Origin of the sequence: Paenibacillus sp. YYML68 (assembly GCF_027923405.1) — a bacterium.
Taxonomy (GTDB): Bacteria; Bacillota; Bacilli; order Paenibacillales; family NBRC-103111; genus Paenibacillus_G.
In genome coordinates, this window is record NZ_BQYI01000001.1 from 4,311,593 (window position 1) to 4,333,081 (window position 21,489).

Here is a 21,489-nt window from a genome sequence, read left to right on the forward strand (position 1 = left end):
TTTTGTCCACGCGAGGAAGTTCAATTGAAATGCTCATTACCTTGATGCTTTTACCATTTCCCTACAGTCACGAGCGGGCTGTCACGGATTCACGATCTATATAATTAGGAACGTTCTGACAAGTTTAGTAGGAGGTCCCGCATGTCATATCTGGATCCGAACACCGCTCTCAAGCGTCCCGTAGCGAACGCACGTCAAGGCCGTGCAGCTCGCACGCAATCGCTTCGCTCCTTGAAGCATAAGGAAGCGTTACTCGCCTATTTATTTCTAGCCCCATCCCTTGTGCTGTTTACGATCTTTCTTTTTTATCCACTTGTGAAATCGGTTTATTTAAGCCTTCACTTAACTGATCCGCGCGGCCGAATCGCTGCCTATGCAGGTCTCGACAACTTCAAGGAGCTGTTCGCCTCCGACCTGTTCTACCAGAGCCTTGGCGTCACGCTGGGCTTCACCGCCCTTACAGTGCCAACTGGCATTGCATTAGCGCTGCTGCTCGCTGCACTCACGCATCAGAAGCTCAGAGGGATGAAGACGTTTCGCTTCATTTTCTCCCTGCCGCTCGCGATATCGGTCGGTACAGGCTCTGTCATCTGGATGATGCTATTCCATCCGTCGCTCGGTACGCTCAACTACATGCTGACCCGTATCGGCATGGAGCCGGTACAATGGCTGACGGACCCCGCATGGGCGCTCATCTCGATCTCGATCATGACGATCTGGATGAATCTTGGCTTCAACTACATCGTCCTATTAAGCGGAATTCAAGGCGTACCGGAGGAAATCTACGACAGCGCGAAGATCGACGGCTCCGGCCCGCTTCGCACGTTCTTCGGCATTACGCTGCCGCTGATCTCGCCGACTCTTTTCTTCACAGCGGTGGTCTCGATCATCGGGGCGTTCCAATCGTTCGGACCCATCCATATCCTGACCAAGGGCGGTCCTGCGAACAGCACCAACGTAATCGTATTCAATATTTACCGCGATGCGTTCGTGAATTATAACTTCGGGATCGGCAGCGCCCAAGCGCTCGTCCTGTTCGTCATCATCCTCCTATTAACACTTATTCAATTCCGCTTCTTCGAGAGGAAGGTGCATTACCAATGATTGTGCGAATTCAGCGCATCGTCGGCTATATCATCCTGGTCGCAGCCGCTGCTGCTATCTTATACCCGCTGCTGTACGCGTTCACGGCAGCCATGATGACCGAGGCAGAATCCATTACGTATCCACCGAGATTTATACCAAGCAGTCTGTATCTGCAAAACTTCCTTGAGGTCGGCGCTCTGATCCCTGTTGGACGGTTTATCGTGAACAGCTTCATCGTATCGATTGCGATTATGGCCGGGCAGCTGCTGACCTCCAGCCTTGCCGCTTACGCCTTCGCATACTTACGCTTCGGGGGTAAGGCACTGCTGTTCACCTTATTCCTGTCGACGATGATGATTCCTTGGGAGGTGACGATCATTCCCAACTACTTGACGATCAAGGGCTGGGACTGGCTCGACACGTACAAGGCGCTCATCGTTCCGTTCTTGGCCTCGGCCTTCGGCACGTTCTTGCTCAGACAGTGGTTCCTGCAGCTTCCCCGCGAGCTGTTCGAGGCAGCGAAGATCGACGGCTGCGGCCACCTGCGCATCTTCGCCGGTCTTGTACTACCGCTCTCTAAGCCAGCACTTGCGACGCTCGGCGTCTATTCGTTCCTGAATCATTGGAACATGTACCTGTGGCCGCTGCTCGTCACGAATAGTGAGGACCGTCGCACCGTACAGATCGGCGTCAGCATGCTGCAATTCGAGGAGATGACCGCATGGAATCTCGTGTTAGCCGGCGTCGTCCTTGTGCTGCTCCCATCGCTGCTATTGCTCGCGCTCGGCTTGAAGCAGCTTGTCGGCGGCATGACTGCCGGTGCATTGAAGGGCTGATTCGATGGGGCGGTTACGCTGAATCGATAGAACTGAATCGATAGAGCTGAATCGATAGAACCGTTCCGCAGTACCGTCTAGCTTATCGAAATAGTGCGCTCCCTTCGGCCCTGTTTGCCGAAGCTGACGCTCTATCATACATATATTTATATTAAAAGGAGAGAACCAACAATCATGAAGCTTCTGAATTCGAAAGTAGCCTTGCCGCTCGTCCTGTCCGGGATGATGGCCGTAACTGCAGCATGTGGAGGTACAACACCAGCATCCAGCGGTAACGCAACAGACAACAAGCCTGCTGCCGAGGCTGAGAAGAAGGACGCTCCTGCTGCGAAGACTGCTGAGCCGGTCAAGGTCGTATGGTGGCACTCGATGGGCGGCGAGCTCGGCAAAGCGGTAGACAAGCTCGTAACGGACTACAACGCTTCCCAGGACAAGGTGAAGGTTGAAGCTGTCTTCCAAGGCACGTACGATGAGAGCTTGAACAAGATGAAGGCGTCGATGGATTCCAAGAGCGGCCCTGCGCTTATTCAAGTATACGAAATCGGTAGCCGCTTCATGATCGACTCCAAGGCGATTACTCCGATGCAGACGTTTATCGATAAAGAGAAATACGATGTGTCCTCCCTCGAGGAGAACATTCTGAACTACTACCGCTTCGACGGCAAGCTGTACTCGATGCCATTCAACACGTCGAACCCGATTCTGTACTACAACAAGAACATGTTCAAGGATGCAGGTCTTGATCCGGAGAAGCCGCCGACTACGTATGAAGAGCTGGCGGAAGCGGCGAAGAAGCTGACCAAGGACGGCAAAGCCGGTGCATCGTTCGCCATCTACGGCTGGTTCATGGAGCAGCTGTTCGCGAACCAAGGCGCGGAGCTTGTGAACAATGGCAACGGTCGTACACAGCTGGCTACCGAGTCGCTCCTAGCTAGCGAGCCAGGCGTGAAGACGATGACTTGGTGGAAGCAGATGATCGACGACAAGACGATGCTGAACCTCGGTCGCAAAACAGACGACACAAAGAAAGCGTTCGCTGCAGGTCAAATCGCGATGACGCTTGACTCGACAGCTTCCCTCCGCGGCATCGTAAACTCCGCTGAAGGCAAGTTCGAGGTAGGTACAGCATTCCTGCCGAAGCCAGCTGGCGCTAAAGAAGGCGGCGTGATCGTCGGCGGCGCGAGCTTGTACATCATGAACAATCGCTCCGACGCAGAGCAGCAGGGCGCATGGGACTTCATCAAGTTCCTGGCTGATCCGAAGCAGCAAGCGGTCTGGTCTGTGAACACAGGCTACTTCCCGATCACGAAGAAGGCTTATGACGAGCAGCTGGTGAAGGACAACATGACGAAGTATCCGCAGTTCAAGACAGCGGTAGACCAACTGCACAGCACGAAGGCGAACCTTGCGACGCAGGGCGCGGTCATGGGCGTATTCCCTGAAGCTCGTCAGCTGACTGAGGGCGCGATGGAAGAGATCTTGACAGGCAAGAAGGATGCGAAGACTGCACTTGAAGGTGCAGCGAAAGAAATTACGACGAAGATCGGCAACTACAACAAGACCGTATCGAAGTAATTCACGATTGCACGACTCCTCGGCTGTACACAAAAACTCCCCGGCACCATTCCACATGGTTCCGGGGAGTTCCTCATTCACTCGGTTACTTCGTCATTGCGTTCAACAGGTTCACGAGCACCTGTGCACTCTCTGCGCGTGTTGCCAAGCCTTGTGGGTCGAATGCGCCCTCCGACTTGCCCTGCAGCAGCGACAGCTGTACGCCGGCATGCACGTAGCCTGCCGCCCAGCTGCTGATGCGTGCCGCGTCGGTGAACTTGCTCTCAAGACCGTTCGTTACAGCCTGCTTACCCGTCTTCACCTCATAGGCACGAACGATCATCGCCGCCAGCTCTTCGCGGGTAATCGTCGCGTTCGGTGCGAACGTGCGTGCGTCTCTGCCACTGACAAGGCCGAGCTCAGACGCCTTCGCTACCGCTCGCGCATACCAAGCGCTGCTATCCACATCAGCGAAGCTTGCTTGAGCGTGAGCCGAAGCTGCATCCTCGCCAAGCGCACGTACGAGCATTGCCGCGAATTGCGCACGAGTGACGGACTGCTCGGGTGCGAACGTCGTTGACGTTACACCGTTGATGACGTGCTTCGCTGCAAGCTCCTTGATTGATTGCGCCGCCCAGTGGGCAGCCTTCACGTCTGTGAACGATTTGGTATACTCGAGCACCGCATACTTACTGAAGTGATACACATCTGCATGCAGCTGTCCATCAATCCAGCGTCCCTGCACAAACTCGAGGCTCCCTGTCTCATCGATATAGTAGACGCCGGCCAGCTTCTGATCTGTGCCTGCGTTCACATCGAATACGAGTGTGATCGGCTCTTCGAAGCGTTCTGCCTTCGTTACCTTGCCGTCATCGTCTACGACCGAGAGTGTGAAGCCATAGACCGTGCTCGCAAGCTTCAGCCCAGCAGCAGCCTTCGCCTCGCTCTTGCCGATCAGCGCAGCCGCTTGCTCCTGTGCAACCGGTGCGGCCTGCAGCTCAATGGTCGACTCCGCCTCCTTGCCCTTCGGAGCGAGCTCCTGCAGCTTCTTGAGCAGCGCGGATGGAAGCTGTAGCTTCACGCCTTGGCTGACCACCTCAAGCGGCTTCGTGCCGATCGCTTGCGCAGCTTGAACTGGAATCGCGACCGTCTTTTCTTGCGCACCTAGCTGTATGGTTACTTTGTTCCCGCTGCTCTTCAGCTGCTCCTCCGATACGCGCTTCTTCGACGTGTCAGCAGGCGCTGGTGTCGGTGTTCCTGTTCCGCCTGAGCTTCCACCTGTATCTCCGTCACCCGGTGTCTCTCCGTCGCCCGGTGTGCCTCCGTTATCCGGTGTGCCTCCAGTCGTACGCGTTACCTTCATCGTAATCGTCTTCGTCGCTTGCCCTGCGCGGCCCTTATCGGTGTACCACGGCAGCGCCAGCGTCTGGGCCGTCGGCTCGATATGCAGCTTGAACGTATTCAAGCCTGCTGCGAGTGGAATGCTCGGCACATCGACATGGCCGTATGCATCCATTGTGCCCGCTGCAATCGGCTCATCATTAATCGTGAACGCTACGCCATAAGGCACTACCGCCTTCAGACGAATGCTCTCCTCCGTCGTCTCGAACGTCATATCTTCACCGTACGAGATGCGTGGGATCGAGATCATCATCGGCATATCGACCCAGCGAAGCACGTAATCGTTGACGAGCATCTTGTTATCGCCCTGATTCGTGATCGTCAGCTTCATGTTCGTGTCGGTCGAGCTGTATGCCCAATTACCGTAGTCAGCTGTATCATTTGGAATACGGCTATGGCTTGCGAACGCCTCAGTCGACCAGGATCCGCGCGTATACTTATACTCCATCGTCTTGCCAGCCATCATCTTGAACGTGTACTCTACAACGTTACGACTCGTCGCACCGCTCGGCACATGCAGCTTCGTGCCGCTCGCGTTCCAGCCATTGGTGCTGCCCGCGAGGAAAATATCATCTGTCGTCGGCGTATAACTCGGCAGATGCAGACGCAATGTCACGTCGACCATGACGAGGCTAGGCGTGACTGACTTTTCATCCGAATACGAACGGTTGTACGCCATATCGAAGGCTGCCACCTTGTACGTATAGGCAGTGCCGTTACTTACCGCATAGTCCACATAGCTGGTTGCCGTCTTAGCCAGTGTAGCCAGCTTCGTGTAGCTTGTATCGGTGCCTGACTTCCGGTACACCTCATATCCGGCTGCTGTATCATCGGAGGCCGTCCATTTCACATTCGCCAGATTCGACTCTACTGTAAAATCAGACAGCATCGGCGCAGCAGGTGGAGTCGTGTCGTTCTCATCGGCATACACCTGTACCGTTACGGTAGGCGAATGCGTATAATGCTCACCGTTATCCGTAGAAGCCTTCGCATAGTAGTAGTACAGACCAGCCTCGGTAGGCTCGAAGGACGCCCAGTATATTTTGGAACGGTCGAAATCGGACTCATAACGAAGCTTCGTCTCATCCGCCTTCGCCGGGTCGGTGCCTGCCTTGTAGTACGCCAGACGCGTCAGCAGACCTGGAGCTTCCTTGCCTGCATACGCCGTATTGTCGGTCAGACCGTATACGCTCACGGCTACCGTGATCTTGCCTGTCGTCTTCCCGACACCTGCGTAGACCGCATTCGTCACGTCGGACGGTGCCGCTACGTCTTGGATGACATAGGCTGGCGTCGCTGAAGCCATCTCGCTCAGGAAGCTCTCACCCGTGCCGATCTTCGCTGTTACCGCGTAGTAATACTTGTTGCCGTTCGTCACCGTGCTGTCGTTGAACATCGCGCTAGTCGACGTGCCGACCATCGTCACATCGCCGCCCTCGATTGCCGCGCGGTACACCTGGTAGCTCTCTGCACCAGCAACAGCTGTCCATGTCAGCGCGACGTTGCCGTCATGACCTGTTGCCTGAACATCGGTTACCGTCGGAACCGTCTGCAGCTGTGCAGTCGACACCATCATCAGACCCGCTTCAGCCGGAATCGTCAGCAGCACCTTGCCGCCAGCTACCGTTCCTTCGATCGTGCCGTGCAGCTGATCCTTCAGCGTCAAGCCGTTCGGCAAGAAGCCAGCCACATCCAGCTCTACAGCTCGCTCCTGCTCACTGCGGTTGACCACGAGCAGAGCGCCCTTCGTATCGTTCTTACGTGCATAGGCAATGACATCGTCCTTTGCATGAGCAAGCTTCAGCTCACCGGTGCGGAAGACGTCTTCGTTGTTGCGAATGTGCGAAGCCTTCTGATACGTGCTGAACAGCTCCTCGTACTTGCCATTACCCTTGAAGCTGCCATCTGTATTCATCGCGACGCGCTCCCAAGGGAACGAACGGCGGGAATCCGGGTCCTTCGTACCGGTTACCGCAACCTCATCTCCATAGTAGATCGTAGGCGCCCCCGGATAGCCCATCTGGAAAATCGCTGTAAGCGCCTGCTGCTTCATCCCCTTCGCCGTAGCCTCAGGTGCGATCGCCGTACGCTCTTCCTCCCAGCCTGGATGATCGTACTTTGTAATCGAACGAACCGTATCATGGGATGCGACCAGGTTCATCATCGCCTGCCAAGCTTCCTTCGGATAGTCCTCGCGGATCGATTCGAGCGCCTGATGCATCTGCATCGCATTACCGGAAATCATATAGTTCTGAATCGCCCCGCGGAATCGGTAGTTCATCACGGAGTCGAATTGATCACCGAGCAAGTAATGGGTAGCAACGCCCCACTCCTCCCCGATCAGAACCGGGTCCTCGATCGTCTGACCACTTCCATTCGTACGGCCCTTCGCTGACTTGACCGCCTCGCGGAACTTCTCCCATGTTCCAGTCGACACGTCAGGTGCAACGTCAAGACGCCAGCCGGACGAGCCCATCCACATCCAGCGCTGCGAAGCGACCTTCTGCATCTGCTGCGCAGCTTCGTCATCTGTCTTGCCGTGCAGGTCATAGCCAATAACGTGGTCACGGTAGTGCGTGCTGTTCCACTCATGCTGGCCTGGTAGCGCCATCGTATCGGCTGGTAAATACTCAGTCGACGACGTCTGCGGCTCCTTCGAGTCCATCACTGGAAGCGAGTCGTAGCCCCACCATGCATCGTACTTATAGTGCAGACCGTCATCGTCGCGGTTTTTCACCTTCACGTTCTCAACGGTAAACCAGGTGATATACATGAAGTCTTCCGGGAACTTGTAGTTCACGCCTGTCATCGGATTGATCTGGCTTGTGAACTGAGCACGAATCTGTGTCTCGGCATCCTCCTTCGACAAGCCCGGCGTCGCGTTCATCAGATCGTACACCTTCGCCCAATATTCGTAAGCGCCAATCTCCGGGAACTTGCTGTATCGGTCAAAATAAATCGAATCGTCGCCAACATGGTTAAACACGCCGTCATTAATGACCTTGATGCCTGCGTCACGAGCCGCCTTGGCGAACTTCTGGAACACCAGGTCAGACGCCTCGCGCGTCTTCACATAATCAAGACCAGAGGTCGGGTCTCCCGGCGTATTGTACACCGGCTCACCGAACATCGGATCGAGGTGATTGTAGTCGGTCGCGTCATACTTGTGGCTGGAGGCCGCCCATGCAACCGGATTCAAGTATACGGCTGTGATACCAAGCGACTTCAGGTAGTTAAGCTTCTGCTGAATACCTTGAATATCACCGCCATAGAACTCGTTGTGCCACGCCCCGTCCGTTCTCGCATCTGGGAAATATGGCTTGTTCTCTGCATTCGTACGGTCCGGATTTTCCGGAACGGCGTTCCACTCGCCCCATACTTGAGACTGCGCTGGCTCGCTCGCTACACCGCCATCCATGTACTGCAGCTTCTGTCCGCCCTTGGTCGTCGCATACTCCGGCGTTACAGCACCGCGCGAGCCGTCGAGCAGCTTCGCCCGGTTGTTCGCTTCATTGCCGTCGAAGAAGCGGTCCGGGAATATTTGATACACGACCGCGTGCTTCATCCAGTCTGGTGTCTGGAAGCTAGGCGCATACACGGTCAAGTCATAAGGGATCGCCCCTTCGCTTGTTACAGCGCCTGTAGCCCCGCGGTTGCCGTCATCGCCGTACTCGACCTTCGTTAAGCCGTCGACGAGAATGAACTTATAGCCCCATACGCCGATCTTGCCTGCGAAGGCAGCGGCTGGAATCGTCGCTTCGAAATAATCGGTGTCGCCTACGCTCGTCACACGCTTCATATCGTAAGCGCTCGACAGACCGTCCGGTGAGGTCAGCTCGACCTTAGCCGTCTGCACATCATCGCGCTTCGCGCCGATCCGCAGTGTCAGCTCCTGACCGCCTGCAGGTATCGCGCCGAACGGCTTCTTGTACGTGATCGAGCGGCTGTCGAACTTCAGCTGATCCTTCTGAATGTCGCCGTCATACGTGCCTTCTACAGGCACATAGTTGTGCGTCAGCACCCGTGGATTCGCCGAGTAATCAAGCGTGAACGTCACATCCGCAGGGTCCAACGTGACCAGCTTCACGTCCTGACCATCGGCAGTGCCGTAGTTCTCATCCCAGTTCGGGCCGAACGTTACCTTCGCTGCGTAGCTGCCGGCCGGGAAGGTGCGCTGGATTTTGTACACCGTATTGTTGAAGTTGTAATCGACGAAGAACTGCTGGGCAACCTGCGGACTCCAATCCGCTTCGCCGAATACGGTCTGTACCGTTCCTACGAGTCTTGGGCGCTTGTCAGCCGCAAGAGCCGGCGTATATGGCTCCAGACCTTGGACGCCCGCAAGCGAGATACGCGCCTGACCGAGCTCGTCGTTAATGTAATAATCGACCTTCGTCTGTTCCGACAGGTCGAACGCGAAGTTGCCGCCGTTGTTGCTGAAGCCGTCCCACGTTCCGCTCTTCACGAGCTTGAACTCGTAGTTACCAGGCTCCAGTGTGTGTGAGAATTGATAGAACTCTCCCGCCATATGCTTCATCTGCGTCTCAGTTGAGCTGTTATTCCAGCCCTGGAAGCTGCCGACGACGACCCACTTCGACTTGCCGCCCGGCTGATCCGTCAGCTCCGACACAGCAGCTCTAGCAGCGGGCGTGAACGGACTGACGAACACGCTGAGCACCAGCTGCAGAAGCATCAGCACCGCGGTGAGTAACGCCACGGAGCGCAGACTTCGCTTAGTATGCAATAGTGACATCCTAGGAATGACCTCCTGTATAATGGGGTATGTATATCAACGCAGCAGACTGCGCGGATATCAGACTTGACGCTGTGCAAACGTTTGAATGAATGGATGTTAGCGCTTTCGGAATTAAGTGTAGCATAGGCGGCTGCCGACTCGGTAGGGAGTAATATTAACCGATTAGGTAGACGATGTTGACCTCTATGGGAGCTCGTTGACGATGATGATAGTGACAGCTGCACAATGCTAAAAAGACGACTCCCCCACTGCGTCCGTCAGAACGCAGCCGTAGAAGCCGCCTTATAAGTCATAACTATCGTGTGGATAAAGCCATCGTTCCGCTGCGGTGCCCACCGAGCTAGCTTCTAGGGCGGCGGGCTGGCCGCTTCCTACGCCTTCTGTCTCCTGTGCCGCCGCTCACCTTCGCTTGCATGCGATGGCTGACGCGTTCAGGCTTCGCAAGCTCTACAGTGCGCTTCACCTCGCCAAGCAAGCCGCCAAGCTGCTTCAGCGCAGGCGTCAGCTGCTCCGCCGATTGGCATAGCGTGTTCACCTTCTCTATAGCGAGCAACATTTCGTCCAGACTATCATTCACACTCCGGAGCATACCGGGAAATCGATTCATCGCATCCAACCACCTTACATTCGTCGTCTTATGCTTCATCATATGCGATGAACGCCCGGATTGGGCTAGGCGACTGTACCGACATCTATACCGAAATCTGTATCATATACTTGAATCGGGGGACTATCTCAGGTCTGCCAGCAGCTTCTTATGCTTGGAGTAATAGCCGCCCACGCGATCAATCATATAGTTGTAGACGAGCTGATTTTTGGCAAGACTGGCCATCTCGTAATCAATATCTACGTTGTTCTGATTGTTGTTCATGACCGTATGACTCAGCTTTCTGACTTGGTGCGGGACCTCAGTTGGCGGCTTGTGGCCTGGCAGATGCTTCGCTTCCGTCTGATGCAGCTGAAGCTTCGCCTGATCCCCGTTCTCGAGCTGACGGCGCAGCTCGTCCTGAAAGACGACCTCCTTCGCCTTATAGTAAGGCGTATCGACATTAGCGATGTTATCCGCAATCACCTTGTGCTTGAGAGTCAACACATCCAAGAGCGATTCGTTCAGATTATTTCCAAAAGTAACCACGGTGCATCCTCCTCGGTCGATATAGGTGCTCTCAATATAGCAATCAGTACCGTCTAGCGTCAATGAGGAGATTAATGGTGCACAGGTGTGCTGCAATTGCCCTGCGCACAGCTAGCCCTGCACATTCCGAAACTGACTGTGGAACATCTCGTAATACGTCTTCCTCTGCTCCAGCAGCTCCTCGTGACTGCCCTGCTCGGTCACGGTGCCGCGGTCGATAACCATGATCGTATCGGCATCCCGAATCGTATTCAGCCGATGCGCAATAATGAAGCTGGTCCGCTCCTGCATCATGTGCAGCAGCGCCTCTTGAATGTGCAGCTCCGTACGCGTATCGATGCTGCTCGTCGCTTCGTCCAGAATGAGTATCGAAGGCTGGGCCAAAATCACTCGCGCAATCGCCAGCAGCTGGCGCTGACCTTGACTCAAATTCGCCGCGTTCTCCGACAGCAGCGTATCATAGCCTCCAGGCAGACGGCGAATGAACGCATCCGCATTGGCAAGCTTCGCCGCCGCGACGACCTCATCGTCAGTAGCATCTGGCTTGCCGTACTTTATATTATCCCGGATCGTTCCCGAGAACAGGTACGTATCCTGCAGCACGATCCCGAAGCAGCGACGCAGGCTGTCCCGTGTATAGTCGCGAACATCTCGGCCGTCGATCAGGATGCGACCACTGGTCACATCATAGAACCGTGTCAGCAAATTGACGATCGTCGTCTTGCCCGCACCCGTAGGTCCTACCAAGGCGATCATACTATTGACGGGCGCCTCGAAGCTGACGTCCTTCAGAATCATAGCGTCGGGCCGGTAGCCGAAGCTGACACGCTCGAATACGACGTGGCCCTTCGGCTCGCGCAGCACGACGGCCTCTGGCGCATCCTCCGGCTCCTCCTGCTCGTCGAGCACCTCGAATGCCCGCTCGGCCCCGGCAATACCGGATAGCATTACATTGTACGTTTGCGCCAGTTCGTTGAGCGGCCGTACGAATTGTCTCGAATAGCCAATGAAGCTGGCGATGACGCCAACCGTGATGGAGCCGTTCACCGCGAGCAGCCCGCCGACCAGTGCAATGGCCGCGAAGCCAATGTTGTTAATGACGCTAAGGAGCGGCATCATGAAGCCGGACCAGACCTGCGCCTTCAGCGACGCCTGCATCAGCTTGCCGTTCACCTCTTCGAACTGCTCGATCGACTTGCCCTCGTGATTGAACGCCTTCACCAGCTGTTGTCCAGTAATCGTCTCTTCGATATGACCGTTCAATCGTCCGAGCTGCGCTTGCTGCTCCTTGAAGAGAACTCCCGTTCGCTTCGTAATGGTGCGAGCGAGTAGAAACACAAGCGGCACCGTCACCATCGCAGCGAGCGTAAGCAGCGGACTGAGCACCAGCATCATGACGAGTGAGCCGACAATCGCGATCGTCCCTGACATCAGTTGAATCGTCGATTGGGATAAAGTCGTGCTCACGTTGTCCATATCGTTCGACAGTCTGCTCATCACTTCGCCGTGCGGACGGCTGTCGAAGAAGCCGAGCGGCAGCTTCTGCAGCTTCTCGAACAGCGCCTGACGCATGCGCATGACGACGCGCTGTGAGATGCCTGCCATGTACCAGCCTTGCAGTAACGTAAGCGCACCTTCCCCGATATATGCCGCCACAAGCGCGATGACCATCATCATGAGCAGCCCCGGATCGTCCGCCTTCACCGCATCGACCGCAACGCCAATCAGATAAGGACCTGCGACAGTAAGCACGGATTGAATAAGCACGAACGTCAGAATGAGCGCAAGGCCGCGCTGATCGTTGCCGAAGTAGGCCCACAGCCGGCGTACAGTCGCGCGGAACCGCTTCGGCTTCACGACAGGTGCGCCTCTGCCTGGAGCACCCGGATGACCGGGACCGCCCGGCATTCCTCCTGGCATTCCTCCTGGCCGAACGGGAGCGCCCTGCATCGCAGTAGACGCGGACGCTGCATTCAACTCGGGCCGCCGCTGTTCGTTAGACATGGTCCGCCAGCTCCTTCCCAATCTGAGATTGGTAGATCTCCTGATACACCTTGCAGCCTACAAGCAGCTCCGCATGCGTGCCGATGGCCGCCACCTCACCCTGATCGAGCACGACAATGCGGTCGGCATCCATGACAGATGTAATTCGCTGCGCGATGAGGAGGCACGTCACATCGGCCGCAGCCTCCTTCAGCGCCTCCTTCAGCCTCGCCTCCGTCGTCATATCGAGAGCGCTCGTGCAATCGTCGAGAATCAAAATGCGCGGCTTGCGCACGAGTGCTCTTGCGATCGAGATGCGCTGCTTTTGCCCGCCGGACAAGTTCACACCGCGTTGCCCGAGTCTGGCCCCGTATCCCTCTGGCAGCTGCTCGATGAACGGATGCGCCTGTGCGATGCGCGCCGCCCGCTCGATCTCCTCGGTCGTCGCGTGCTCGTTCCCCCAGCGAATGTTATCGGTGATCGTGCCAGAGAACAGCACATTTTTTTGCGGAACGATTGCGATGACCTCGCGCAGCGAGGAGGGGTCAAGCTGCTGCACATCTACGCCATCGATCCGCACATGACCGGACTGATAATCGTAGAAGCGCGGAATGAGGCTGACGAGTGAGCTTTTGCCCGAGCCGGTAGAGCCAATGATCCCGACCGTCTCCCCCGGCAGACAGGAGAAGCTCACATTCCGCAGCACTGGGACCGCGGCCTCTCCGCTGCCGTAGGCGAACGTCACCTGCTCGAAGTCAATGCGTCCTTGAATACGCTCTGGAATTGTATCCGTCCCCTTCACGACTCCCCCACGCTGCTCTCTGAACACCTCACTAATGCGCTGCGCTGACGCCTTCGCTCGGACGAACATCGCGAATACCATCGATACCATCATGAGTGAGAACAAGATTTGCGTCATATAGTTGATGAACGCGACGAGCTCTCCGATCTGGGCACTCTGCATAGCCCCCCTATGTACCCATTGCCCTCCAACCCATAGGATGGCGACGATGCCTAGGTTAACCGTAAGCATGATGCCAGGGTTAAAAATCGCCATCGCCCGCATCGCTCCGGTCGACGCGTGCTGCTGCTCCTCGTTAATGAGACGAAACCGCTCGGACTCATGATCGAACCGATTGAACGCCTTCACGACGCGCACGCCGGCCAAATATTCACGAACCGTACTGTTCAGACGATCGAGCGAGCGCTGTACTTGTCGGAACCGAACGAAGCCGATCTTCATGTTCCATATGACCAGCAGGACGACGATCGGAATGACGACGGCAAACACGACTGACAGCTGCGGATTGAGCCGAATCGCAAGAATAAGTGCGCCAAGACCAATGAGCGGCGCCTTGACGAAGATGCGCATCAGACCGCTGACGAAGTTCTGCACGACCGTTATATCGCTCGTCATCCGGGTAATGAGCGAGGCGCGCTCCAGCTTATCCATACTCTCGAACGATAGCGACTGAATGCTGCGGAACAGGTCCGACCGTAGCTCGGCTCCGAACTGCTGCGACACTCGAACCGCTACGATGTTGCGAATACTTGCCGCTACTGCTCCTGCAGCCGTAATGAGCAGCATGAGACCACCCATTCGCAGCACCGCATCCATGTCTTGCTTCATCATTCCTTGATCGATAATGATCGCGAGCAGCGTCGGCATCATCAGATCAGCGGCGGCCTCCATCGTCAGGAAGAGGATGGCGAGTAGAAAGCCCTTCCAATATTTCTTCATATATGTACGATACGGCATAGCTGCGACATCTCTCCTCTACATGCGTAATCGTCTCTATATTGTATCGCTAATTGCCGTACGTTGCACATGACAACGAAGCGAAGGGCCTCCCTTTACGGAAAGCCCTTCATCCTTACCTATGAGACTAAAGCTCCGACTCGCCTCACTAGCCGCGGAAGCCGCGCAGAATGATGACAAGCAGAATATATAGTACCAGGATCGCTGCCGTAGACGTCCCGACGCCGCCGACATGAGCAGGCTTCTTGGCAGCAGTCGGAGCGGCGTAGATGTTAATCTCCTCGTAGCTCGCGTGGATGTTTACTGGCGCACTGTACACTGGCTGCGGCATGGCAGCAGGGGATACGTAAGAAGGGGCTTGCATCGCGGCATTCGGCATTCCATAAGATTTCATATGTTCCATTAGGGTGGACACCTCCATAGATTGGGCCCGAGCGGGTCGCTCCTACAGCTCGCTTCGGGTGTGGCTGAAGTCGTATCGATCGGGTCATTCGTTCCTGTCGATCACACCATCAGTCTATGGAGGTTCACCTACTCCGCACACGGTATATACCCATTTTTGGATCGTTGCTGTCAAAATACACATTCGCCCTGTTTCGGCTCCCGCACATCAGACAAGCCCCGATTCTCATTCGAATCGGGGCTCTGCTTACACGTACGGATTATGCTCCTTCTCGTAGCCGATCGTCGTGCGGGGACCGTGTCCCGGGTACACGATCGTGTCGTCAGGCAGCTCGAACAGCTTGCCGTGGATCGACTCGAGCAGTGTACGCTCGCTGCCGCCCGGCAGGTCGGTGCGGCCGACCGACAGCTTGAACAGCACGTCGCCGCCGAACAGCTTGTTGCCGTGCAAGAGGCTGACACTACCCGGCGAATGCCCCGGCGTATGCAGCACGCGGAACGGAAGGCCGAGCAGCTGCAGCTGCTGACCGTCATCCAGCGCATGCTCCGCCGGATCGGTGACGATCTCGGCGCCCAGCTCCGGCCAGCGCGCTGAGCCGTTCTTCTTCGGATTCGTCAGCCAGTCCGCCTCGGCATCATGCAGGTAGACAGGGCAGCTCTTCGCGCGCCGCAGCTCGTCCACCCCGCCAATATGGTCGAAGTGCGCATGCGTAAGCACGATCGCCTCGACCTCAAGACCGGCAACCCGCTTCATCAGCGCACCTGGCTGCATCCCCGGGTCGATGACGACAGCCCGGTTCGAGCCCGGCACGGTAAGGAGATAGCAGTTCGTCTGCAGCGGTCCAAGGCTGAGCGTCTCAACATTCAATGTGATCGTCTCGTTGTCCATCATCCGTCTATTAGAACGTGGACAGAAGCTCGCGGAGCTCCTTCACGATGACCGTCTGGTAGGCGGTGCCTTCGCCGTATTGACGGCCCATTTCTTCACGCACAACCTTGAGCTTGTCCTGGTAATCCGCTGCTTCGCGGTCCGGGTTCTCCTGCTTGAAGCGCACCATGACCTCTTGCACATGCTTCGGACGCGGACCCCACTGGCCGAGCACGAAGCCGCTGAAGTCAGTGAAGATGACGACCGGAATGGCCTCGCCGCCCAGTGTCAAGAACTTCTCCATCACGTCCATATGCTCTTCCTTGATCAGCACCTCAGTCGGAATGCCGGAAATCTCCAGCGCGCGGAACACAGCCGGCACGTTGCGGACGACGTCGCCGCACCAGTCAGCGGCCAAGATCAGGCAGCGCAGATCGTCGCGGTTGTTCATCGATTCGAAGAATTCCTTGTCGTCCTCGCTCTCCCAGGTGAACTTCTCGTACCAGTCCATGAAGGCCTCCTGGTTCTTGGTCATGCCGCTCATGAACTGCTCAGGCGATAAGCCCTTGCGCAGCTTGCTGCTCAAATTCGTACTCATGTCTACGATTCATCCTCCTTGGGGGTTGTCCTGCCTATGGTTTATTGTACCAAAAAACGATCCCCGCTCCAACCGGAAGCGGGGATTTCTCAGTGTTCCTAGGATCAAGCTGCTGCTATGCACAAGAATACGTTTGAGTTACTCATATATTGGGGCGACTACTGGCACTTTTGCCATTCAGTAGCATGCGATGCATGTTAACTGCCATAGACGAGCACGATTTCACTCGCCATAACTCGTCTTGAAGGCACCTTGCAGTTACCCAAGCCATTTATCCGCCATCCGCTACAGCTACTCTAAACTTAAAATAGTATTATTTTACTATTTTAGAATTAAAGAAATAATATACCGTTATTTAAGTTTAAAACTATTTTAAAGGAGAGATTCGAATGTTTAGAGTTAAATTATTAAAACAAATGATCAACCTTCTAGTAGCTTGCACTTTACTTATACCCATAAGTGCTCTTGCCAAGACTCATAGCAATGTTAGTGTAACCCCTAAAGAAGCACAGCAGGCAGCCGCATGGCATGTAATGAACGTAATGAATGGTATCAGTAATGATGAATTGGCTTGGAATAAACTTGGAAAAGACTTTAAAGTTAACAAAGCTGTAGAGGTCTATGACCCGACAGGTAACCATGTAGCATATTTTGTGAATATTGCTAACAGAAATTTCAGCCCTTCTGGCTTCGTACTTGTCAGCGCCTTCGAAGATGAAGAGCCAATCTTAGCTTGGAGCGAACAAGGCGAGTCAATTAATCCAGAAGTGCATTCGAGTATTCTGAAAGAGAAATATACGAAAATTAAACAAACCCACGTGATGACTCCCCATCCCTAAAGGGAGGGGCTTCTCAGGTCAACAGAAACGGCAACCCATTTCCTCGCTGAAGGCTCCATCCGAGCCCGTTCATGCTTAGGCTGTTGCTCTTTGCAAAATATTGATAGCCGCGTTCACGTCTCGATCTGCAACGAAACCGCAATGCGGACAGTGGTGCGTGCGTTCCTTCAGTTCTTTTTTGACGACTTCACCGCAATTCGAGCATATCTGTGACGTATTTCGTGGATCGACTTGTTTCACGACTCTACCGGCACTCTCAGCCTTGTATTTCGTGAATTGTACGAGCTGATGCCAGCCAGCGTCTACGATCGACTTTGCGAGGTTGTGATTCTTGACCATACCAACCGTATTTAAATCTTCGAAAGCGATCAAGCCGAAGCGGCTTACGAGATTACGAGACAGCTTATGCGCGTAATCCTTGCGCTGATTGGCAACATGTTCATGCAGTCGAGCGAGTTCACGGACAGCTTTTTTACGTCGATTAGAACCGCGTTTCTTACGGCTTACGGAACGCTGCGCACGCTTTAACCGCTTCTCACTTTTGCGTAAGTACTTCGGAGCGTCGAACGTCTCGCCTTCAGACGTAATGGCCAGATGCTTGAGTCCAAGGTCAACGCCGATCTGTTCCGAGCAATGCGGTAACTGCTGACGTTCGACTTCAACAGACAGACAAGCGTAATACTTGCCGTTCTTCTGGATGACGGTGCAGGTCTTCATCTTCCCTTCAATCAGGCGATGCAGGTTAATCTTTACATCTCCAATCTTGGAGAGCTTCAGCCTGTTTCCTGTGATGCTGTAACCGCCTTGCGGATACGTGAAAGAATCGTACTGCGAAGCCGGTTTGAAGCGTGGAAAGCCTGGTTTTTCTCCCAACTTTACACGACGGAAGAACGCTTGAAAAGCCTTGTCCAATCGTTTGGCTACGTCCTGTAGTACTTGGCTATGTACTTGCTTGAGTGCTGGAATATACCGTTTCCGCTCAGTGAAGGTATTAGCTTGATCGTAATAGGTAAGGCTCTTACCTTCGTTTTTGTAGGCGTGAATACGTTCGTCCAGCAAACGGTTATACAGCAGGCGGCAACGCTCTACAGTGAAGTGAATCACCTTGCGCTGTTCGCGGCTTGGATAGAGTCGGTATTTGTACGTTATTCGCATGTTCAACGATCCTTCTGTTCTTCAATATATCGCTGTACCGTTTCAAGCGATACGCTTCCAACCGTAGCGACGAAATAGCTATTGGTCCACAGCGACGGAAGCCGAGACGTAAGCTGCTTGAACTCTTGGCGCAACATACGCGACGTATACCCTTTCAGATGTTTCACGACTTTGTGAATGCCGAACTGCGGATCGCACCTAATCAGCACATGCACATGGTCAGGCATGATATCCATATGGACGATTTCCGCTTGAAGTTCGTTAGCTTTCAGCAGGAACAACTCTTTCAGTCGTTCGTCGATTGGAGATACAAGCACCTTACGCCGATACTTCGGGCAGAATACGACATGGTATTTGCAATCGAACACCACATTGTTAGTGCTGTATACGTCTCTTGACACGGTTATCACCTCAAGATCAGCATATCACTAAACAGTAGATAGATTCAAGAAAACTAACGAAAGCTGTTCGCAGATGGCGACTTACATCCCCATAGCTCAAGCAAGGGGTTTTACGTCGCAGACTATAACATGGTTCGGTGGATTAGAATTTGTAAAGCGAGTCACATTCAATGATAATAGCAGTGATATTATTATAAATCAGGGGAATGCAGTTACAGAAATTAGCCCCCAATTATCAGAACAACTACATAAGTCTGCTTCTTATCCAATTCCTACTCAAGTTAATGAGTCAAACAGAAAAAAGTGGGCCCACTTGAAAAAAATCGCATTCGGTGCAGTTGGTCAAAAAAATCCTTCTGATGGTTGGACAAATATTGACCCTGAGACATGGGAAGTAAACTATTCAAGTATTGACCGCTACTACATTGACACTCCTTATAACCAAGCCCAATTCTTGTACGATGGATACAATTCAACAGGGTGTTCTCCAACTGCTGGGTCAAATCTAATTATGTTTTATGCTAATTCATATCCAAGTTTAAATCCAACTAATAGTCAAAGAGACATTGTGATGGCATTGAGAACACACATGGGAACGACCCAAACAAGCGACGGAACAGGCGTCACAAATTTCTGGAATATAGACGATGGCCTACAGTCCTACATTCGTTCAGCCGGTTATCCAAAAGCTATCGCTACTAACGGTGAACTACCAGACTATAGTCACTTTAAAACTGCAATTAGAGGACAAAATAAACCTGTACTTCAAAGTTATTGGAATAAGTCTGGGATGGGTGACCACACTTTATTTATAGTAGGCTTTAAAGAGTTTGTTCGTTCGTGGTATGAGTCTAATTCTAAATACCTAGTCGCTAGAAATAATTGGGGTGATGGCACCTTTAATATTTATGTTAAATGGGGAACTTGGAATGCTTCAGTTATGACAAGGATCGATAAAATAGACTAGCAAGTTTGAAATGAGGGGGAACATGAAAAAAAACGTGAACGTCCTGCTCGGCATTTTATTATCTAGTATTATTATCGTTGACACCTACCTACTCTTCAATGCTAAAGTACCCATTACTAATCAATTATATCGCTACATATCCGGTGCACCAGAGGTGCACATGAAGGGTAAGTTATTACTTTATCGTGGTGCACTACATAATGTAGATCTAGTGCAATATATCGATAGTGATCAAGGCTTACAATTGTACAAAGACCTCGGTGTTCCGGATCGTATTCCGAAGTTGCCGCCATATTTATATGTCAAAAAAGATCATAAGATCTACCAGTATAAAATCCCTAAATCACCCTTTACTATAGGATAATTAATAATTCGGTGTCTAAGGTCAGTCCTAACTCAAGCTCATGCTTCCATGGTAAGTACAGTTGGAAGGATAGGCACTACTGAAGCGTAGTCCTCTCCTTCCAAACTGCTAATCGAACTGTTACTTGCTGCTATGCACCAGAATGCGCTCCATCTCCGCGACCTCGGACGCACTCAGCGTCCGCGATGGACGGTGCGACTTGATCTGCTGTACAAGACGCTCCACCTTCACCGCGTTGAACGCCGCGCTCGTTCCGATGAGCGTGGCATCCGGATGCGTGAAGCAGACGATGCCGACGACGTCGGCGCGCAGCTTATGCTGGCGCAGCAGCTCCTTGAGCGCATGCTCCTGGCGGTACAGCTGGGCCGTCGGATCAAGTCCGGCTGCCGTCTCCGCTGTCTGCAGCTGCCCCTCGCCGCCTGCGCCAAGCTGAATCTCCCCATCCCAATGCTTCGTATCGATGTGGAACAGTCCGTTCGGACCGATCACGAGATGATCGATGTCCAGCTTGCCGCCGCCAAGACGCTTGCCATGCAGGACGCGGTATTCGCCGCCGATATATTTCAGCTGGTGAGCGGCGCTGCGCTCGGTGTTGTGCGCGTTCAGATCGAGCTGCTGTGCAGGCTGCTCGGCCTCTGTCTTGCTCGTCCCCGCAGCATCCGCAGCAGCCCGCTTCCTGCGGCTGACGAGCCATTTCCACAATACATATAGAGCTGCTAGCGCAATCGCTCCATACAGCAGCGGCTTCACGTACGGGCCAGCGAGCTCGTCGATCTGCTCCCAGTTGTCGCCAAGCGTCAGCCCGAGCCATACGAACAGGATCGCCCACGGGATCGTGCCGAGCGTCGTGTAGAACATGAATGTCGACATCGGCATCCGCGCCATACCAGCCGGAATCGAGATCGCCTGACGCAGAACTGGCACGAAGCGCGCGAAGAACACCATCCCCGGTCCGTACTTATTGAACCAGCCCTCAGCGATGTCCAGATGCTTCGCCTTAAGATGCAAATATTTCCCGAACTTGTCGAGCACCGGTCTGCCGCCATAGCGCCCGATCGCATACAGAATGACCTGCTGCAGCAAGCAGCCGAGCGTTCCGAAGATGACCGCCATCAGGAACGATGCCTTGCCCGTCGAGACGAGATAACCGCCATAGGCGAGCACGATCTCACTCGGAATGACCTCAAGCCCAAGACCGATCAATATTCCCCATACCCCGAGCCCTTCGATAAAATGCAGCGCCGAATCGATAACATTGTGCAACAGCTCACTCATAGTTCTGCAGCCTCTTCCTCTCCCATAGTCATCTCATTCTCTCTACTTCCTGATCTCATACCTGATCTCTTGCATATGACGGTAAAATCAACCAACTCTACGATAAACCT

At 54.1% G+C, this 21,489-nt stretch carries 17 protein-coding genes and 1 pseudogene; 6 read left to right on the top strand and 12 right to left on the bottom strand.

The window, feature by feature from the left end; translation table 11 throughout:
• Positions 1-141: 141 nt before the first annotated feature.
• From PAE68_RS19340 to PAE68_RS19350, 3 genes are all read left to right on the top strand, one after another.
• Complete coding sequence (locus PAE68_RS19340; RefSeq protein ID WP_281889661.1) at positions 142-1,104, top strand: carbohydrate ABC transporter permease; 963 nt, start codon at positions 142-144, stop codon at positions 1,102-1,104.
• Positions 1,101-1,922 (top strand): carbohydrate ABC transporter permease, encoded by an 822-nt coding sequence (locus PAE68_RS19345; protein WP_281889663.1) that lies wholly within the window; start codon positions 1,101-1,103, stop codon positions 1,920-1,922. The genes PAE68_RS19340 and PAE68_RS19345 overlap by 4 nt, the downstream gene beginning before the upstream one ends.
• Before the next feature lie 174 nt (positions 1,923-2,096).
• On the top strand, positions 2,097-3,497 hold the full coding sequence (locus tag PAE68_RS19350; RefSeq protein WP_281889665.1) for an ABC transporter substrate-binding protein: 1,401 nt from the start codon (positions 2,097-2,099) through the stop codon (positions 3,495-3,497).
• Positions 3,498-3,582: 85 nt separating this feature from the next.
• Here PAE68_RS19350 and PAE68_RS19355 read toward each other — a convergent pair whose 3' ends face one another.
• The 8 genes from PAE68_RS19355 to PAE68_RS19390 all read right to left on the bottom strand — a co-directional run bounded on the left by PAE68_RS19355 (position 3,583) and on the right by PAE68_RS19390 (position 16,378).
• Positions 3,583-9,630 (bottom strand): S-layer homology domain-containing protein, encoded by a 6,048-nt coding sequence (locus tag PAE68_RS19355; RefSeq protein WP_281889667.1) that lies wholly within the window; start codon positions 9,628-9,630, stop codon positions 3,583-3,585.
• A 343-nt stretch (positions 9,631-9,973) separates the two neighbouring features.
• The gene (locus tag PAE68_RS19360; protein ID WP_281889668.1) at positions 9,974-10,240 is read right to left on the bottom strand and encodes a hypothetical protein; all 267 of its coding nucleotides are present in this window, start codon (positions 10,238-10,240) and stop codon (positions 9,974-9,976) included.
• 123 nt (positions 10,241-10,363) lie between these two features.
• Complete coding sequence (gene flgB, locus PAE68_RS19365) at positions 10,364-10,768, bottom strand: flagellar basal body rod protein FlgB (RefSeq protein ID WP_281889669.1); 405 nt, start codon at positions 10,766-10,768, stop codon at positions 10,364-10,366.
• A gap of 111 nt (positions 10,769-10,879) precedes the next feature.
• A complete protein-coding gene (locus PAE68_RS19370) occupies positions 10,880-12,718 on the bottom strand; it encodes an ABC transporter ATP-binding protein (RefSeq protein ID WP_397379523.1) in 1,839 nt (612 codons plus the stop codon).
• 46 nt (positions 12,719-12,764) lie between these two features.
• The gene (locus tag PAE68_RS19375) at positions 12,765-14,510 is read right to left on the bottom strand and encodes an ABC transporter ATP-binding protein (RefSeq protein ID WP_281889671.1); all 1,746 of its coding nucleotides are present in this window, start codon (positions 14,508-14,510) and stop codon (positions 12,765-12,767) included.
• 148 nt (positions 14,511-14,658) lie between these two features.
• Positions 14,659-14,913 (bottom strand): hypothetical protein, encoded by a 255-nt coding sequence (locus PAE68_RS19380; protein WP_281889673.1) that lies wholly within the window; start codon positions 14,911-14,913, stop codon positions 14,659-14,661.
• A 246-nt stretch (positions 14,914-15,159) separates the two neighbouring features.
• The gene (locus tag PAE68_RS19385; protein ID WP_281891151.1) at positions 15,160-15,801 is read right to left on the bottom strand and encodes an MBL fold metallo-hydrolase; all 642 of its coding nucleotides are present in this window, start codon (positions 15,799-15,801) and stop codon (positions 15,160-15,162) included.
• A 10-nt stretch (positions 15,802-15,811) separates the two neighbouring features.
• The gene (locus PAE68_RS19390; protein WP_281889674.1) at positions 15,812-16,378 is read right to left on the bottom strand and encodes a thioredoxin family protein; all 567 of its coding nucleotides are present in this window, start codon (positions 16,376-16,378) and stop codon (positions 15,812-15,814) included.
• Positions 16,379-16,767: 389 nt separating this feature from the next.
• Between PAE68_RS19390 and PAE68_RS19395 the strand changes: the two genes are divergently transcribed.
• A complete protein-coding gene (locus PAE68_RS19395; RefSeq protein ID WP_281889675.1) occupies positions 16,768-17,217 on the top strand; it encodes a hypothetical protein in 450 nt (149 codons plus the stop codon).
• A 75-nt stretch (positions 17,218-17,292) separates the two neighbouring features.
• Here the strand turns inward: PAE68_RS19395 and PAE68_RS19400 are convergent, their stop codons facing one another.
• Together PAE68_RS19400 and tnpA are read right to left on the bottom strand one after the other, a co-directional pair.
• Positions 17,293-18,372: an RNA-guided endonuclease InsQ/TnpB family protein gene (locus tag PAE68_RS19400; protein ID WP_281889690.1), complete on the bottom strand. Its 1,080-nt coding sequence runs from the start codon at positions 18,370-18,372 to the stop codon at positions 17,293-17,295.
• A 2-nt stretch (positions 18,373-18,374) separates the two neighbouring features.
• Positions 18,375-18,773, bottom strand: coding sequence for an IS200/IS605 family transposase (tnpA, locus tag PAE68_RS19405; protein WP_281885086.1), 399 nt, complete (start codon positions 18,771-18,773; stop codon positions 18,375-18,377).
• 73 nt (positions 18,774-18,846) lie between these two features.
• Between tnpA and PAE68_RS19410 the strand changes: the two genes are divergently transcribed.
• Positions 18,847-19,740: a hypothetical protein gene (locus PAE68_RS19410; protein ID WP_281889691.1), complete on the top strand. Its 894-nt coding sequence runs from the start codon at positions 18,847-18,849 to the stop codon at positions 19,738-19,740.
• A gap of 22 nt (positions 19,741-19,762) precedes the next feature.
• The gene (locus tag PAE68_RS19415) at positions 19,763-20,104 is read left to right on the top strand and encodes a hypothetical protein (protein ID WP_281889693.1); all 342 of its coding nucleotides are present in this window, start codon (positions 19,763-19,765) and stop codon (positions 20,102-20,104) included.
• A 120-nt stretch (positions 20,105-20,224) separates the two neighbouring features.
• Here PAE68_RS19415 and PAE68_RS19420 read toward each other — a convergent pair whose 3' ends face one another.
• Positions 20,225-20,710: a nuclease-related domain-containing protein gene (locus PAE68_RS19420; protein WP_281891153.1), complete on the bottom strand. Its 486-nt coding sequence runs from the start codon at positions 20,708-20,710 to the stop codon at positions 20,225-20,227.
• Between the two features lie 57 nt (positions 20,711-20,767).
• Positions 20,768-21,379, bottom strand: a pseudogene (uptA, locus tag PAE68_RS19425) (undecaprenyl phosphate transporter UptA); the annotation flags it as partial.
• Positions 21,380-21,489: the final 110 nt, after the last annotated feature.